General features: G+C 68.4%; 13 protein-coding genes. 3 read left to right on the forward strand and 10 right to left on the reverse strand.

Translation table 11 applies throughout. The annotated features are described in order from the left end of the window. Positions 1–3 precede the first annotated feature (3 nt). The 4 genes from AC1ROC_RS10350 to AC1ROC_RS10365 all read right to left on the reverse strand — a co-directional run bounded on the left by AC1ROC_RS10350 (position 4) and on the right by AC1ROC_RS10365 (position 5,142). A complete protein-coding gene (locus tag AC1ROC_RS10350) occupies positions 4–1,476 on the reverse strand; it encodes a dihydrolipoamide acetyltransferase family protein (protein WP_085367419.1) in 1,473 nt (490 codons plus the stop codon). A gap of 60 nt (positions 1,477–1,536) precedes the next feature. Next, the gene (locus tag AC1ROC_RS10355; protein WP_493000019.1) at positions 1,537–2,496 is read right to left on the reverse strand and encodes an alpha-ketoacid dehydrogenase subunit beta; all 960 of its coding nucleotides are present in this window, start codon (positions 2,494–2,496) and stop codon (positions 1,537–1,539) included. A gap of 392 nt (positions 2,497–2,888) precedes the next feature. Further along, positions 2,889–4,028: a pyruvate dehydrogenase (acetyl-transferring) E1 component subunit alpha gene (gene pdhA, locus AC1ROC_RS10360; protein ID WP_085367420.1), complete on the reverse strand. Its 1,140-nt coding sequence runs from the start codon at positions 4,026–4,028 to the stop codon at positions 2,889–2,891. 4 nt (positions 4,029–4,032) lie between these two features. Next, on the reverse strand, positions 4,033–5,142 hold the full coding sequence (locus AC1ROC_RS10365) for a pyridoxal phosphate-dependent aminotransferase (RefSeq protein WP_256921816.1): 1,110 nt from the start codon (positions 5,140–5,142) through the stop codon (positions 4,033–4,035). 89 nt (positions 5,143–5,231) lie between these two features. Here AC1ROC_RS10365 and AC1ROC_RS10370 point away from each other — a divergent pair, with 89 nt between their 5' ends. Together AC1ROC_RS10370 and purB are read left to right on the forward strand one after the other, a co-directional pair. Continuing rightward, complete coding sequence (locus AC1ROC_RS10370) at positions 5,232–5,618, forward strand: phage holin family protein (protein ID WP_492999980.1); 387 nt, start codon at positions 5,232–5,234, stop codon at positions 5,616–5,618. A gap of 49 nt (positions 5,619–5,667) precedes the next feature. Then, entirely contained in the window at positions 5,668–7,047 is a 1,380-nt protein-coding gene (gene purB / locus AC1ROC_RS10375; RefSeq protein WP_085367423.1) for an adenylosuccinate lyase, read from the forward strand. Positions 7,048–7,129: 82 nt separating this feature from the next. On the opposite strand, the gene AC1ROC_RS10380 is transcribed toward purB, so the two are convergent. Together AC1ROC_RS10380 and AC1ROC_RS10385 are read right to left on the reverse strand one after the other, a co-directional pair. Beyond that, positions 7,130–7,450, reverse strand: coding sequence for a hypothetical protein (locus AC1ROC_RS10380; protein WP_492999982.1), 321 nt, complete (start codon positions 7,448–7,450; stop codon positions 7,130–7,132). Next, positions 7,447–8,034, reverse strand: coding sequence for an HdeD family acid-resistance protein (locus tag AC1ROC_RS10385; protein WP_492999984.1), 588 nt, complete (start codon positions 8,032–8,034; stop codon positions 7,447–7,449). Before AC1ROC_RS10385 ends, AC1ROC_RS10380 begins: the two co-directional genes overlap by 4 nt. 137 nt (positions 8,035–8,171) lie before the next feature. Between AC1ROC_RS10385 and AC1ROC_RS10390 the strand changes: the two genes are divergently transcribed. After that, positions 8,172–8,873: a Pr6Pr family membrane protein gene (locus AC1ROC_RS10390; protein ID WP_085367426.1), complete on the forward strand. Its 702-nt coding sequence runs from the start codon at positions 8,172–8,174 to the stop codon at positions 8,871–8,873. Here the strand turns inward: AC1ROC_RS10390 and AC1ROC_RS10395 are convergent. The 4 genes from AC1ROC_RS10395 to dnaB all read right to left on the reverse strand — a co-directional run bounded on the left by AC1ROC_RS10395 (position 8,870) and on the right by dnaB (position 13,648). Beyond that, positions 8,870–9,370: a hypothetical protein gene (locus AC1ROC_RS10395; RefSeq protein ID WP_492999986.1), complete on the reverse strand. Its 501-nt coding sequence runs from the start codon at positions 9,368–9,370 to the stop codon at positions 8,870–8,872. The two genes, AC1ROC_RS10390 and AC1ROC_RS10395, sit on opposite strands and share 4 nt — an antisense overlap. A 77-nt stretch (positions 9,371–9,447) precedes the next feature. Further along, positions 9,448–11,034 carry an MFS transporter gene (locus AC1ROC_RS10400; protein WP_492999988.1) on the reverse strand — a complete coding sequence of 529 codons (1,587 nt, stop codon included), beginning with the start codon at positions 11,032–11,034 and terminating at the stop codon, positions 9,448–9,450. Between the two features lie 62 nt (positions 11,035–11,096). Then, a complete protein-coding gene (locus AC1ROC_RS10405; RefSeq protein ID WP_492999990.1) occupies positions 11,097–12,137 on the reverse strand; it encodes a cupin domain-containing protein in 1,041 nt (346 codons plus the stop codon). A gap of 137 nt (positions 12,138–12,274) precedes the next feature. Further along, positions 12,275–13,648: a replicative DNA helicase gene (dnaB, locus tag AC1ROC_RS10410; protein ID WP_085367431.1), complete on the reverse strand. Its 1,374-nt coding sequence runs from the start codon at positions 13,646–13,648 to the stop codon at positions 12,275–12,277. Positions 13,649–14,175 lie beyond the last annotated feature (527 nt).

Consider the following 14,175-nt stretch of genomic DNA (forward strand, 5'->3'; position numbering starts at 1 on the left):
TCATCAGTCGAGCAGCAGCGCGGGCTCCTCGATGATCGAAGCCACATCCGCCAGGAACCGGGATGCGACGTCGCCGTCCACCACGCGATGGTCGAACGACGCGCCCAGCGTTGTGACGAACCGCGGCCGCACCTCGCCGTCGACGACCCACGGCTTCTGCTTGATCGTGCCGAGGGCGACGATGCCGACCTCGCCCGGGTTCAGGATGGGCGTGCCGGTGTCCATCCCGAACACGCCGATGTTGGTGATCGTGATGGTGCCGCCTGACATCTCGGCCGGGGTCGTCTTGCCGTCGCGGGCGGTGAGGGTGAGCTGTTCGAGCGCCGTGGCGAGTTCGAGCAGGGACATCTCCTGCGCCTCTTTGATGTTCGGCACGATGAGGCCGCGCGGGGTCGCCGCCGCGATGCCGAGGTTCACGTAGTGGCGCACGATGATCTCCTCGTCGGTCCACGACGAGTTCACGGTGGGGTTGCGGCGAACGGCCCAGATGATCGCCTTCGCCATGATGAGCAGCGGGGAGACCTTCACGCCGATGAAGTCCGGCGAGTTCTTGAGGCGCTTGACGAACTCCATCGTGCGGGTCGCATCCACGTCGACGAACAGGCTGACGTGCGGAGCGCTGAACGCACTGGACACCATCGCGTTCGCGATCGTCTTGCGCACGCCCTTGACCGGGATGCGGTCCTCGCGGTCGTTCGGCCACTCCGGGGTCTGGATGTTGCGGAACACGCTCGCCTGCGTCGCCTCGCGCAGCACGTCCTCGCGGGTGACCTCGCCGATCGGACCGGTGGGGGTCACCAGCGTCAGGTCGACGCCGAGGTCTTTGGCGAGCTTCCGGATGGGCGGCTTGGCGATCACCGGGATGGTCGGGGTCACGTGCACCTCGGAGCGCACGGTGAGCGACGGTGCGGCGGGGGCGGGTTGCGTCGCCGCCGTGGCCGGGGCGGCGGCCGCCTGGCTCGCTGTGGCCGCCGGCGCTGCCGCGGCAGCGGGCGCAGGCGCGGCTGCGCCGCTCGTCGCGACCGGGATGGCCGACGTGCCGGGATGGGTGACCCTGCGGCGCCTGCTGGCGCCGTGTCCGGCCGCGCCGTAGCCGACGAGCACTGCTCCCGGCTTCTCGGCGGGCGCATCCACTTCGTGGGAGACGCTGGCCGCGGTGTCGGCGGCGGCTTCGGCCACCTCGCTTTGCGGCTCCGCCGCCTGCGGTTCGCCGGCGTCGGCCGAGCCTGCTCCGGCGTCGCTCGAAACGGTGATGATGGGCGTGCCCACATCCACTGTCTGTCCTTCGGACACCAGCAACTCGCCGACGACGCCCTCGAACGGCGACGGCAGCTCGACGAGCGACTTGGCCGTCTCGATCTCGACGATCACCTGGTTGACCGCCACCGGGTCGCCGGGCGCGACCTTCCAGGCGACGATCTCGGCCTCGGTCAGACCCTCGCCGACATCGGGAAGAAGGAACTTCGATTCGCTCATGTGCGACTTCTTTCGGTAAGCGGGATCAGGTGACGACGCGGACGCGCTGCGGCGGCCGGATCAGTACGCGAGCGCCCTGTCGACGGCTTCGAGGATGCGGTCGGCGTCGGGGAGGTAGATGTCCTCGAGCTTCGCGGGAGGGAACGGGGTGTCGAATCCGGCCACCCGCAGCACGGGGGACTCGAGGGAGTAGAACGCCTTCTCGGTGACGGTCGCGGCGATCTCCGAGCCGACGCTGACGTTGCCGGGCGCCTCCTGGGCGACCACGAGCCTGCCGGTCTTCCGCACGGACTCCACGATCGGCGTGTAGTCGATCGGCGAGAGCGAGCGCACGTCGATGACCTCGATGCTGCGGCCCTCCTCGGCGGCGAGCTCTGCAGCGCGCATCGCGACACTGACCATCCCGGCCCACGCCACGACGGTGGCGTCCGTGCCGGTGCGGACGACGCGGCTGGCGTGCAGCGGCGTCTCGTTCTCGGCCAGGTCGACCTCGCCCTTGGGCCAGTAGCGGCTCATCGGCTCGAAGAAGAGCACGGGGTCGTTCGACTGGATGGCCTCCTGGATCATCCAGTACGCGTCGTGCGGGGTCGACGGTGCGACGATGCGCAGGCCGGCCGTGTGCGCGAAGTACGCCTCGGGGGCTTCCTGGTGGTGCTCGACAGCGCCGATGTGACCGCCGTGCGGCACCCGGATGACGATCGGCATGCTGATCTTGCCGTCGTGCCGGTTGGTGAGCTTGGCCAGCTGGGTGGTGATCTGGTCGAAGCCGGGGAAGATGAAGCCGTTGAACTGGATCTCCAGCACGGGACGGTACCCGCGCATCGCGAGACCGATGGCCGTTCCGACGATGCCCGCTTCGGCGAGCGGCGTGTCGATGACGCGCTGCGGACCGAACTCCTTCTGCAGGCCCTCCGTCACGCGGAAGACACCGCCGAGCGGGCCGACGTCCTCGCCCAGGATGAGCACGCGGTCGTCGTCGGCGAGCGCCTTCCTCAGTCCGGCGTTGAGCGCCTTGACCATCGGCAGCGACTGGATGCGCGGCTCCGGCTCGGCGGGCGCGGAAGGCTGAGCGGGCTCTGCGGCTTCGGCGGGCTCAGACGACTCCGACGACTCGGCGGCTTCGGACGACTCTGCGGCCTCGGCCTGCTCGCCATCCTCGGCGCGCGCATCCTGAGCCGTCTCGGTGCCCGTGGGGGTGGGAGCCGCGTCCTCGATCGTGAACTCGCGCGACCACTCCTGCTCGGCGACGTGCTCTTCGAGCACGATGGAGCCCGGCTCGCTCTCGATGATCTCGACCACGTCGATGGCCTGGGTGTCCTCGCCGACCGGTGCGTCGGAGTGCTCCGGCGTCTCCACCAGTTCAGCCTCGACGATCTCGCCCTCCGTCTCGGGCGCTTCGCTTCTCACGTCGCTCATGCGTCACCTCCGAACGATGCTTCGTAATCGGTGAGCCACTGCTTCTGCTCGTCCATCAGCGGGTGCGGCTCACTGTAGACGTTGTCGAACATCGACGCGATGGGCGGCACCTCCAGTTCGAGGGTGCGCCTGCGGACGTCGGCGGCCAGGTCGGCCCCCTCCTCGTCCGCGCTGTCGAAGAACGCCTGACCGACGCCCTGCTGTTCGAGGAACGTCCTGAACCGCACGATCGGATCGCGCTCGCCCCAGTACGCCGTCTCTTCGTCCGTGCGGTACTTGCTCGGGTCGTCGCTGGAGGTGTGGGCGCCCATCCGGTAGGTGAGGGCTTCGATCATGCTCGGGCCTTCGCCGTTGCGGGCGTCGTCGAGGTGCTTGGCGGTGACCGCGTACGAGGCGAGCACGTCGTTTCCGTCGATCTGAACGCCGGGGATGCCGAATCCGCTGGATCGCAGGTAGAGCGGCGATCGCGACTGGGTGGTGACGGGCACCGAGATGGCCCACTGGTTGTTCTGCAGGAAGAAGACCTGCGGGGTCTGGTAGCTGGCGGCGAAGACGAACGCCTCGCTCACGTCGCCTTGGCTGGTGGCGCCGTCGCCGAAGTAGACGATGGCGGCCTCGTCGGTCTCCGGGTTGCCCGTGCCGACCTTGCCGTCGAACTTGATGCCCATCGCGTATCCGGTGGCGTGCAGCGTGTGCGAGCCGATCACCAGCGTGTAGAGGTGGAAGTTCTGCACAGCGGGGTCCGTCGGGTCCCAGCCGCCGTGCGTCGTGCCGCGGAGGAGCCCCATGATGCCGACGGGGTCGATGCCGCGGATCATGCCGACGACGTGCTCGCGGTAGGAGGGGAAGAGGTGGTCCTGCGGGCGGGCGGCGTGGGCGGAGCCCACCTGCGCACCCTCCTGGCCCATGCTCGGCACCCAGAGCCCGAGCTGGCCCTGGCGCTGCAGGTTCGCGGCTTCGTGGTCGAAGGCGCGGACCTTGACCATGTCGCGGTACAGCCGCCGGTAGTCGTCCTCGTCCAGTCGTTCGAGGTAGGGCAGGTATTCCGCTGCGAGTTCGCTGGGCTGGAAACGGCCGTCTGCTGTCAGCAGCTGGACCGTGTTCGCCGGGCGCGGGGTATCGTTCGTGGCAACCACCTGTCTAACCTAACCGCTTGGCGGGGTGCCCATTTGGTAGGTTCCGCACAATATCTGCGGCCACCTCAAGGAGTTTGTCCACAGACTCCTGCTCCCCGACACTGATCCGGATGCCCTCGGGCACGAACGCGCGGACCGTCAGTCCCGCGTCGAAGAACGCGTCGTTCGCCTCGGCGGTCTGGTCGCCGGTGGCGAGCCAGACGAAGTTGCCCTGCGCCTCCGGCACCGCCCAGCCCTGCGCGATCAGCGCATCCCGCAGCTGGTCGCGGCGCATCGCGATGCGGGCGACGCGCTCCATCAGCTCGTCCTCCGCCTCGATGGAGGCGAGCGCGGCGATGCGCGCGGCGTCGGTGACGGACAGCGGGATCGCCGCAGAGCGGGCGGCGTCGAGTACGTGCGCCGGACCGACCGCGTATCCGATCCGCAGCGCGGCCAGACCGTAGGCCTTGGAGAAGGTGCGCAGCACCACGAGGTTGGGATATCGGCCGAGAAGGGGGATGCCGTCGACGGCGTCGTCGTCGGTGACGAACTCGTAGTACGCCTCGTCGAGGAGCACCAGCAGGTCGGAGGGCACGGCGGCCATGAAGCGCTCGAAGTCCGCCGCGGTGACGATCGTGCCCGTCGGGTTGTTCGGGGTGCAGACGATGACGGCACGGGTGCGGTCGGTGATGGCCGCCGCCAGCGCATCCAGGTCGTGGCTGCCGTCCGCGCGGTTTGGGACCTGCACGCTGGTCGCGCCGGCGACCGTCACGAGCCCGGGGTACGCCTCGAACGAACGCCACGAATAGACGACCTCGTCGCCGACGCCCGCCGCGGCGGAGATGAGCTGCGAGAGCAGGGAGACGGAGCCGTTTCCGAGGTGCACCTGCTCGACGTCGACGCCGTGCCGGTCGGCGAGACGCTGCCGAAGGTCGCCGCCGCCCGCGTTCGGGTAGCGGTTGAGGTCGCTGAGGACGCGGGTGACCGCATCCACCACCGACGGAAGGGGAGGGAACGGGTTCTCGTTGCTGGACAGCTTGAAGCCGTCGGCCGGGGCCGGCCTTCCCTGCTTGTATGCGGGAACAGCCACGATCTCGGGGCGCAGCCTCACGCCACGGGTGTGTTCGGTACTCACGCCCCTAACTTACCCGCGGCCGCATACCGCCGCGGGAATTCTCGCTCCACCCCTCGCTTCCTGGATGCGCCACCTGGGATCATGGACGCATGAGATTCCTCGTCAAGCTCATCATCAACGCTCTCGCCCTCTGGTTCACGACCCTCATCGTGTCCGGCGTCACCGTCCGCCCATACGCAGAGGGCACGCTGCCGACGATCCTCACCTATCTGCTGATCGCGCTGATCTTCGGTGTGGTCAACGCGATCGTCGGCACCGCCATCCGGATCGTCGCGTTCCCGATCTACATCCTGACGCTCGGGCTCATCTCGTTCATCGTGAACGGGCTGCTCCTGCTGCTCGTGGCGTGGATCAGCGGACTGATGGGCTTCGGGCTCTACATCGCGGGCTTCTGGTGGGGTGTGCTCGGCGCCCTGGTGCTCGCGCTCATCGCCTGGCTCATGGGCCTGATCCTGCGCCCGCTCACGCGACGCTGACAGCGTGGATGCGGGAGAATAGGTCAGACCCCACCACGCAAGGAGACCCATGACCGCGCTGCCTCCCCAGCCGCTGAGCCCACTCGACGGCCGTTACCGCTCGGCGGTGCTCGGCCTCGGCGACCACCTCTCGGAGGCCGGCCTCAACCGGGCCCGCGTCCAGGTCGAGGTCGAATGGCTCATCTACCTGACGAGCCACCGGATGTTCGGGTCCACCCCGCTCACGGAGGAGCAGGTGCGCTCGCTGCGCGCGCTCGTCGACGACTTCGGCCAGCCGGAGATCGACAGGCTCGCGGAGCTCGAAGCCACCACCAAGCACGACGTGAAGGCCGTGGAGTACCTGGTGCGCGAGCGCCTGCACGCTCTCGGGCTCGACAGCATCGCCGAGCTGACCCACTTCGCGGCCACCAGCGAGGACATCAACAACCTCTCCTATGCGCTCACGGTGAGCGCGGCCGTGAACGAGGTGTGGCTGCCCAAGCTGCGCGCCGTGATCGGCGAGCTGCGCGCTCAGGCGTTCGAGTACCGCGACGACGCCATGCTGGCGCGTACGCACGGTCAGCCGGCGACGCCGACGACGATGGGCAAAGAGCTCGCCGTCTTCGTCTACCGCCTCGAGCGCATCGCGAAGCAGATCGACCACAACGAATACCTCGGCAAGTTCAGCGGCGCGACCGGCACCTTCGCCGCGCACCTCGTGGCGGATGCGGACGCCGACTGGCCGCGCATCTCGGAGGAGTTCGTCACCAGTCTCGGGCTCGACTGGAACCCGCTGACCACGCAGATCGAGTCGCACGACTGGCAGGCGGAGCTGTACGCGAAGATCTCGCACGCCAACCGGGTGCTGCACAACCTGGCGACGGACATCTGGACGTACATCTCGCTCGGCTACTTCCGGCAGACGCCGGAGCCCGGCGCGACGGGCTCGTCGACGATGCCGCACAAGGTCAACCCGATCCGGTTCGAGAACGCGGAGGCCAATCTCGAACTGAGCTCGGCCGTGCTCGACTCGCTCGCTGCGACGCTGGTGACAAGCCGCCTGCAGCGCGACCTCACCGACTCCACCACGCAGCGCAACATCGGCGTGGGCCTCGGGCACTCCCTGCTGGCCCTGGACAACATCCAGCGCGGCCTCGGTCAGATCGCCCTCGACCGCGACCTGCTCGCTGCCGACCTCGACGCCAACTGGGAGGTGCTCGCGGAGGCGATCCAGACGGTCATCCGCGCCGAGGTCACGGCGGGGCGGTCGCAGATCACCGACCCGTACGCAATGCTCAAGGAGCTCACCCGCGGCAAGCGCGTCGACCACCAGGGCCTCACCGACTTCGTCAACACCCTCGACATCGGCCAGGCCGCCAAGAACCGTCTGCTCGCGCTCACGCCGCACACGTACACGGGCCTCGCCTCGGCTCTCGTCGACCGGCTCTGACCCCAAAGACAATCGAGTCCGAAGTTACTCACGGTCACGCTCGGCGTGTCGCGTGAAGAGCTTCGGACTCGATTGTTTTGGGCTAGTGCGCGGAGGGCTTGGGGGAGTCAGGAGAGTCGGGGGACTCGCCGTTCTGCTCCTGGAGGTCGTGGACCTCGGCGGCGTTCGGCTTGAAGGCGAGCGCGAAGAGCGCCATCAGGACGAGCGCGACGATGAACGCGATGCCGAAGCTCACGCCGGCGAGCAGGAACTCGCGGGTCGCGATCAGCACGATCAGGCCGACGAAGACGGCGAGCGCCGCCGAGATGCCGAGCAGTTCCGCGGGCAGGAACCGGTCTTTGCGGGTGGGCTGGAGTTTCGAGTCGGAGGTCACGCTCTGGTCTTTCTTGTCACGCTTGGTCACGATCCGTTCCCCGCGTTCTGCTCGGCGGCTACGGCACGGGATGCGCTCCTCAGCGACACGGCGCCGATCGCCTGGAAGACGCCCACGATCACGGCCCACGCCCCGAACAGACCGATCGAGAGCAGCGCATCCACCGGGATGAGCAGGAAGGCGATGGCGAGCACGGCGGTCAGCGCGCCGGTGATGAGCCAGTCGCGGGCGGCCGCATCCCTGCCCCGGTTGCGGATGCCGTTGTAGAGCTCGAGGAAGCCGGTGAGCGCCGCCCACACGGTCACGAGATAGAGGTAGAGGCCGAGGCCGCTGGTCATCAGCGTGAGGGCGAGCACACCGGCGATGACGCCGATGGCGCCCTGCACGATGAAGAGGGTGCGCGTGTTGCCGCGGAGGCCGCTGGTGGCTGTGAGGACCGCCGTGGCGAGTCCGTCGAGGATGGCGAACACCCCGAAGACGATCAGTCCGAACTCGGCGGTGTGCGCATCCCTGGTGAAGGTGATGACGGCGGTCGCCGCGAGCGCGACGACGGCGCGGACAGCGGGGACCACCCAGTACCGGTTGGACTTCGGGGCAGGAACAGCGGGTGCCACTCGGCGACCTCTCTCGTACGGGTTTCCCCGCTAGTTTAGTCGCGGTGCGCCTGCGCGTTTGCCGCGTGCGCGCGCGGGCGCTCGGTATGCTCGGGCTGTCTCCTGTCCGAGCACCACCCGACCACGAAGGGCTCCGGATGCGGATCGGTTTCGGAATCGTCCGAGCGGCGATGTGCCTGCTCACCATCGTGGCGATCGTCGCCCAGTTCGCGACGAGTGTGAACTTCATCTCGGGCAAGGGCGGCAACATCGCCGGCTACGTTGTGAACTTCTTCAGCTTCTTCACGATCGACTCGAACATCGGCTACGTCGTGGTGCTGGGCATCGGCGCCGTCTTCCTCTTCACCCGCACCGGCGACGACCCCGGCTGGTTCACCGGGCTGCGGGCGGCGGTGACGACGTACATGGTCACGACCGGCGTGGTCTACAACCTGCTGCTGCGCAACATTCCGCTGCCGCAGGGCCAGACGGTGGAGTGGTCGAACGAGGTGCTGCACGTCGTCGGCCCCGTCTACCTGCTGATCGACTGGCTGTTCGCGCCGGGACGTGCCGCGCTGCGCAACTCGGTCCTGTGGTGGATCGTCGGGTTCCCGATCGTCTGGGCGGTCTACACGCTCATCCGGGCGCCGTTCGGAGCGGACCCGGTGACGGGAAAGCAGCCGTGGTACCCGTACCCGTTCCTCAACCCGCACACCTCGCCGAACGGATACCTGTCTGTCTCGTTCTACGTGCTGCTGATCGCCGCGGTGATCCTGTGCGTCGGGTTCGGGGTGGTGTGGGTGTCGCGGCGGTGGGCGCGGGATGCGCCAACCCGTGGAGGTGTGGCCAGGCCCTCCTAGGCCCGCGCCATCCTGTCCACGCTGTTCGACCAGAAGACCACCCCGGCGACCGCCGTCAGGGCGAGCAGGAACGCGCCGGTCGGCGTGATCGTGTCCGCGATCCTGTGCTGCGCGCAGAGCGCGGAGGCGACCCCCGCGGCGAGCCCGCTGACGGAAACGACGGCGAACGAGTACGAGATGACCCTGGCGGCCCCGTCGAGCAGCATCCCGCGCACGATCAGCGCGATGGCGGCGATCACCCAGGTGGCCCCGAGCGGGAACGAGATCAGCAGCGCGAGCTCGTCCCGCAGCAGCAGCCCGGGCACCAGGTAGAGCAGCGCGGCGGAGGCGAGCATGGCGAGCCCCAGCCCGACGAACCCGAGGAGCCGGACGCGCTCGGACCGGAACGCCTGGATGGTGCCGACCACAGACGGCCAGGTGAGTGCGAACGAGAACGCCACGACGGCCAGCGCGACCGCGCCGGCGCCCTGGACGAGCGGAAGCAGGTTGACGTTCATACCGATATTCAACGCCGATGGGGATGCGTTCGCATCATTCCGGAGAATGACTCTTTCGCCGCTGCGATAGCACCCGGTCAGGCGGCGAAGTAGTGCCGTTCGGTGGCAGGGCCGTCGCAGTAGCGGAGGGCATCCGCCAACAGCTCGCGATCCCTGCCCGTGAGCCGCTGCGACTGCTGCCGCCGGAACTCGCCCCACGACGGCACGACGAACGCCTCCAGCATCCTGTTCTCGTCCTCCCCGCTGCGGTAGAGCCTCCACCGCGATGCACCTGTCCGGCGGCGCGAGTCCTCGACGTGCTCCATCGCCGCGCGGAACTCCGACGTCTCACCGGCCCGTACCGGGTACGTGACCTCGACGAGCACCGGCCCGTCCGTCGGATCCGGCTCGAACACCAGCATCGGCGTCGCCCAGGTGAGCGAGATGGTGCGGTCGATCTCTCCGGTCCCCGGCAGGAGCGGCAGCAGCCGCACGCTCGCGGCCACGAGTAGGAGCAGCAGCGCGGCGAGGGCGAGCGCGTTCGTGGTGCCGAACAGCTGCGCGATCAGTCCCCAGAGGAACGAGCCGATCGCCATCGTGCCCATGAAGACCAGGATGTAGACCGCGGCACCGCGCGAGCGCACCCACTGCGGCAGGGTCAGCTGCAGGGCGGCGTTGAGGACCGTGAGGGTCCCGATCCAGGCGAGCCCGGCGAGGACGAGAAGGAGGAGCGTCGGGATGTACGGCAGGTAGGCGGCCGCGACAGTCCCGACGGCGAACAGCACGGCGCTGACCGCCACCACCACGTTGTCCGAGAACCGTTTGCGCACCACGGGCAGGGCGAAGATCCCGAGCACAGCGCCCACCCCGAGCGCGCCGAGGAGCAGGCCGTAGCCGCTGGAGTCGAGTTCGAGTCGTTTCGCCGTGACGGGCAGGAGCGCCCACAGAGCACTGGCCGGCGCCGCGAACAGGGCCGACCGCAACAGGATGCGCCGCACCAGGTGGGCGGACGCGACGTACCGCACACCCGCCCGCAGCGCGGGACCGAACCGCTCCCTGTCGTCGAGTCCGTCCTGCGGCGGCCGCTTCCACCAGACCAGCGCTACGGCTGCGGCGATGAAACTCAGCGCGTTGATGCCGAACACGACGGGCGCGCCCGTCAGCGACAGGATCGCTCCGGCGAGCGCCGGCCCGACCGCTCTCGCCCCGTTCACCGTCACGCCGCCGAGGGCCGACGACGCCCCGATCTGCTCGCGCGGGACGAGTTCGGGCTGGATGGCCTGCCAGGCGGGCGAGGTGAGCGTGGAAGTGACGCCCAACAGGAAGGTGAATGCAAGCAGGCTCAGCGGGGTGAGGTCGTTCAGCAGCGCGACCACGGTGAGCGCGGCCGCGATGACGGCGTTCGCGACCATCCCCCAGATCAGCAGCTTGCGCCGGTCGAGCGAGTCGGCCAGCACTCCCGCGGGAAGCGAGAACAGCATCGCGGGGGCAAGACTCGCGGTCTGCACGAGGGCGATCACGGTCGCGCCGGCCGCCGCATCCACCAGGAACCACTGGGCGCCGACGGTCTGCATCCAGGTGCCGATGTTGCTGCCGAGCTGCGCGAACCACAGCACGCGGAAGGCCGGGATGGCCATCGGCGCCCACGCGGACACGATGGAGGGGGCGGCAGCGGTCTTCGACATGCTTGCATTATGCGGCGAGCGCGTTACGGCCGTGTGTCCGGAGCATCCCGGACAGTGCCCGCTCAGGCCACAGGGTCGAGCGGGTTGTTGCGTGACACGATCAGCGGGTCGACCGGCGTCGGCGGGAACTGCGGCAGCTGCCGCTCCGGCACCCCGAAGGAGGCCGCCAGCACCTCCCGCGAGAACGCGGACGCCGTGGCCCGGTAACCGACATCGCCGGGCGTCGGCTGGTCGAAGAAGATCAGGAAGTGGATGCCCTCCTCGCCGAGCGCCTCGATGTGGTGCGGGTACGCGCGCGGGATGAAGTACGCGTGCCCCGGCTCCAGCTCGTAGGTGTCCAGGCTGCCGTCCGGGTCGAGCACGGTCATCCGCGCATGCCCGCTCTGCACGTAACCGAGTTCGGCGGTTACAGGATGCCAGTGCGGTTCGCGCATCCCGGTGCTCGCGACGTTCAGCGAGTACATCGACAGGTCGTCGAGGGCGGCCCAGAACTGCTTGCGGCCCAGCCTCGCCGAGCCGTAGCTGTACGACAGCGGCGGGTTCTGCGCTTCGATGTCGAACAGGTGCGCGTTAGGCAGCCCCGCCGAATCCGGGATGCGCGCCGCCCCGTCGCGCCGCACGATCTGCGCAGCATCCTGCCGCCCGAACACCTCGAACGCGGAGGCGGGAAGGTCGTAGGTGTTGCCGAGCACCGCATCCGACATGGCGTTGAAGCTGTTCTGCAGTGAGAAGTGCGCCGGCCGGTCGGAGCGCAGCGAGGCGATGATCTCGGCAGTCCCCTCCCCGACATTCTCGATGTGATAGACCGCGCCGGAGGCGACGTGGTACATCTGCCCCGGCTTCACGACGAAGGTCGAGAACTCGTCACCGTCCCCCAGCATCGACACGAGCACGGTACCGGCCACCACGTATGCGATCTGGTTGGCATTGACGTTCCACTGCGGCTCCCGGATCGCACCCGGCTCGAGCACGATGCGCTTGAGCGACATGCCACTCAGGATGGGAAAGTCCTCCGCGGTCAGCTCGGAGATGCTGCCGAGCTCGGTGCGGTACGTGTCGCCGGCCCCGATGAGGGATGCGACGTGGCGGGATTCGGTGGCCATGCTGGGTCTCCTTCTCGTCTCGGAACGCGGAAGGCAGCCCGCGGCCGGGGAGGCCGGAGCGCATCCGGGTCACGGTCGCGAGGCTACCGACGCGGGACGGGGCGAGGCAAGGAGTTTGCGCTGGTGGGGTGGCCCGCCTACACCGGCGCCATATCCGTGAACCGGGAGAAGTGGCCTTGGAAGGCGACCGTCACGGTGCGGGTGGGGCCGTTTCGGTGCTTGGCGACGATGAGGTCGGCCTCTCCGGCGCGGGGGTTGTCCTTCTCGTAGGCGGATTCGCGGTGGAGGAGGATGACCATGTCGGCGTCCTGCTCGATCGAGCCGGACTCGCGGAGGTCGCTCAGGGCGGGGAGCTTGTCTGCTCGCTGCTCCGGGCCACGGTTCAGCTGGGAGAGGGCGATCACGGGCACCTGGAGCTCTTTGGCGAGCAGCTTGAGGGCTCGGGAGAACTCGCTGACCTCCTGCTGGCGGCTTTCGACGCGCTTGCCGCTCGTCATCAGCTGCAGGTAGTCGATGATGACCATCTTGAGGCCGACGCGCTGCTTGAGGCGGCGGCACTTGGCCCGGATCTCGACGAGGGTCATGTTGGGGCTGTCGTCGATGTAGAGGGGGGCGTCGTTGATGCGGCCCCGAGTGGATGCGAGGGTCGTCCAGTCGCGGCTCTCCACCATTCCCTTGCGCATGCTCTGCAGCGGGATGGATGCCTCGGCGGAGAGGAGACGCATCGCGATCTCGCTCCTACCCATTTCGAGGGAGAAGAAGATCGTGGCCATGTCGTGCTTGATGGCGGCGGCCCTGGCGAAGTCGAGGGCGAGCGTCGACTTTCCGAGGGCGGGTCGGGCGGCGACGATGATCATCTGGCCGGGGTGGAGGCCGTTGGTGAGTTCGTCCAGCTCGGCGAAGCCGGTCGGAACGCCCGTCATCGAGCCGTCCTTGTGCTTCGCGGCCTCGATCTCGTCGATGGCGACGGTGACGGCGTCGGAGAGGGGGACGTAGTCCTCGGTCTCCTGCGAACCGGTGACGGAGTAGATCTCGGCCTGCGCGTTGTTGACGAGGTCGAGGACTTCGCCCTCGGCCTTGTAGCCCATCTGCGTGATGCGGGTGCCGGCCTCGACCAGGCGGCGCAGCAGAGCCTTCTCGGCGACGATGTTCGCGTAGTACCCGGCGTTCGCCGCCGTCGGCACGAGGCTGGTGAGCGTGTGCAGGTATTCGGCGCCGCCCGCGCGGGAGAGCTCGCCGACTTTGGTGAGTTCGTCGGTGACGGTGATGACGTCGGTCGGCTCTCCGTGCGAGTAGAGGGAGAGGATCGCGTCGTAGATGATCTCGTGCTTGGGGATGTAGAAGTCGGGTCCGCGGACGACCTCGACGACGTCGGCGACCGCATCCTTGCTGAGCAGCATTCCGCCGAGGGCGCTCTGCTCGGCCAGGAGGTCGTGCGGCGGTGTCCGTTCCGAGGTGCGCGCTTCGCCCGGTTCGCGTTGGTCTGCGAGACCCAGGTGGGCGATCGACACGTTTTCTCCTCTTTCGTTCCGTCACGTCTGTCCGGGCAGGGCGACCGGCGCGGGCCTTTCACGGCGCGCATCCCGAGCAGCCTGAATACCAGTGAAACTCGCTCACGCCACACTGCGTGGCACGGCTCGCTGACTATCAGGATCTTGCGGGTGACCACCGACATCGCCGGTTCCCTGCGACCGGCTTCCGCCGACCTCGCTCCACCCTATGGAGCACATCCACAGGCCACAACTCGCCCTGTGGATAACGTTGGGGAGAATCTGCGCGAAACGCCGCGCTGCTTGTGCACAACCTGTGTGGAAAGGTGTGGACTAAAAATGAATCTCGCGAGTTATTTTACGCTTGACCAGGGATTTTTCTTTCCACACCCTGTGTGTAGAAAACAGTTTCATTCTTGTGGTGAAACCCGCATGCGGGGCGGTCCGACCTGTGTACAAAGCTGCGGATATTGCCCGTTAACAGGTGTAGCGGGGGGGGGGGGGGGGGGGGGGGGGGGGGGGGGGGGGGGGGGGGGGGGGGGGGGGGG

It is taken from the genome of Leifsonia sp. GW821-FHT13C05, assembly GCF_058806515.1.

Bases quoted from the DNA above. Each gene is read 5' to 3' on its own strand.
- AC1ROC_RS10350 (WP_085367419.1), bottom strand. From the start codon at position 1,476: ATGAGCGAATCGAAGTTCCTTCTTCCCGATGTCGGCGAGGGTCTGACC.
- AC1ROC_RS10355 (WP_493000019.1), bottom strand. From the start codon at position 2,496: ATGGTCAAGGCGCTCAACGCCGGACTGAGGAAGGCGCTCGCCGACGAC.
- AC1ROC_RS10370 (WP_492999980.1), top strand. From the start codon at position 5,232: ATGAGATTCCTCGTCAAGCTCATCATCAACGCTCTCGCCCTCTGGTTC.
- purB (WP_085367423.1), top strand. From the start codon at position 5,668: ATGACCGCGCTGCCTCCCCAGCCGCTGAGCCCACTCGACGGCCGTTAC.
- AC1ROC_RS10390 (WP_085367426.1), top strand. From the start codon at position 8,172: ATGCGGATCGGTTTCGGAATCGTCCGAGCGGCGATGTGCCTGCTCACC.
- AC1ROC_RS10395 (WP_492999986.1), bottom strand. From the start codon at position 9,370: ATGAACGTCAACCTGCTTCCGCTCGTCCAGGGCGCCGGCGCGGTCGCG.
- AC1ROC_RS10400 (WP_492999988.1), bottom strand. From the start codon at position 11,034: ATGTCGAAGACCGCTGCCGCCCCCTCCATCGTGTCCGCGTGGGCGCCG.
- AC1ROC_RS10405 (WP_492999990.1), bottom strand. From the start codon at position 12,137: ATGGCCACCGAATCCCGCCACGTCGCATCCCTCATCGGGGCCGGCGAC.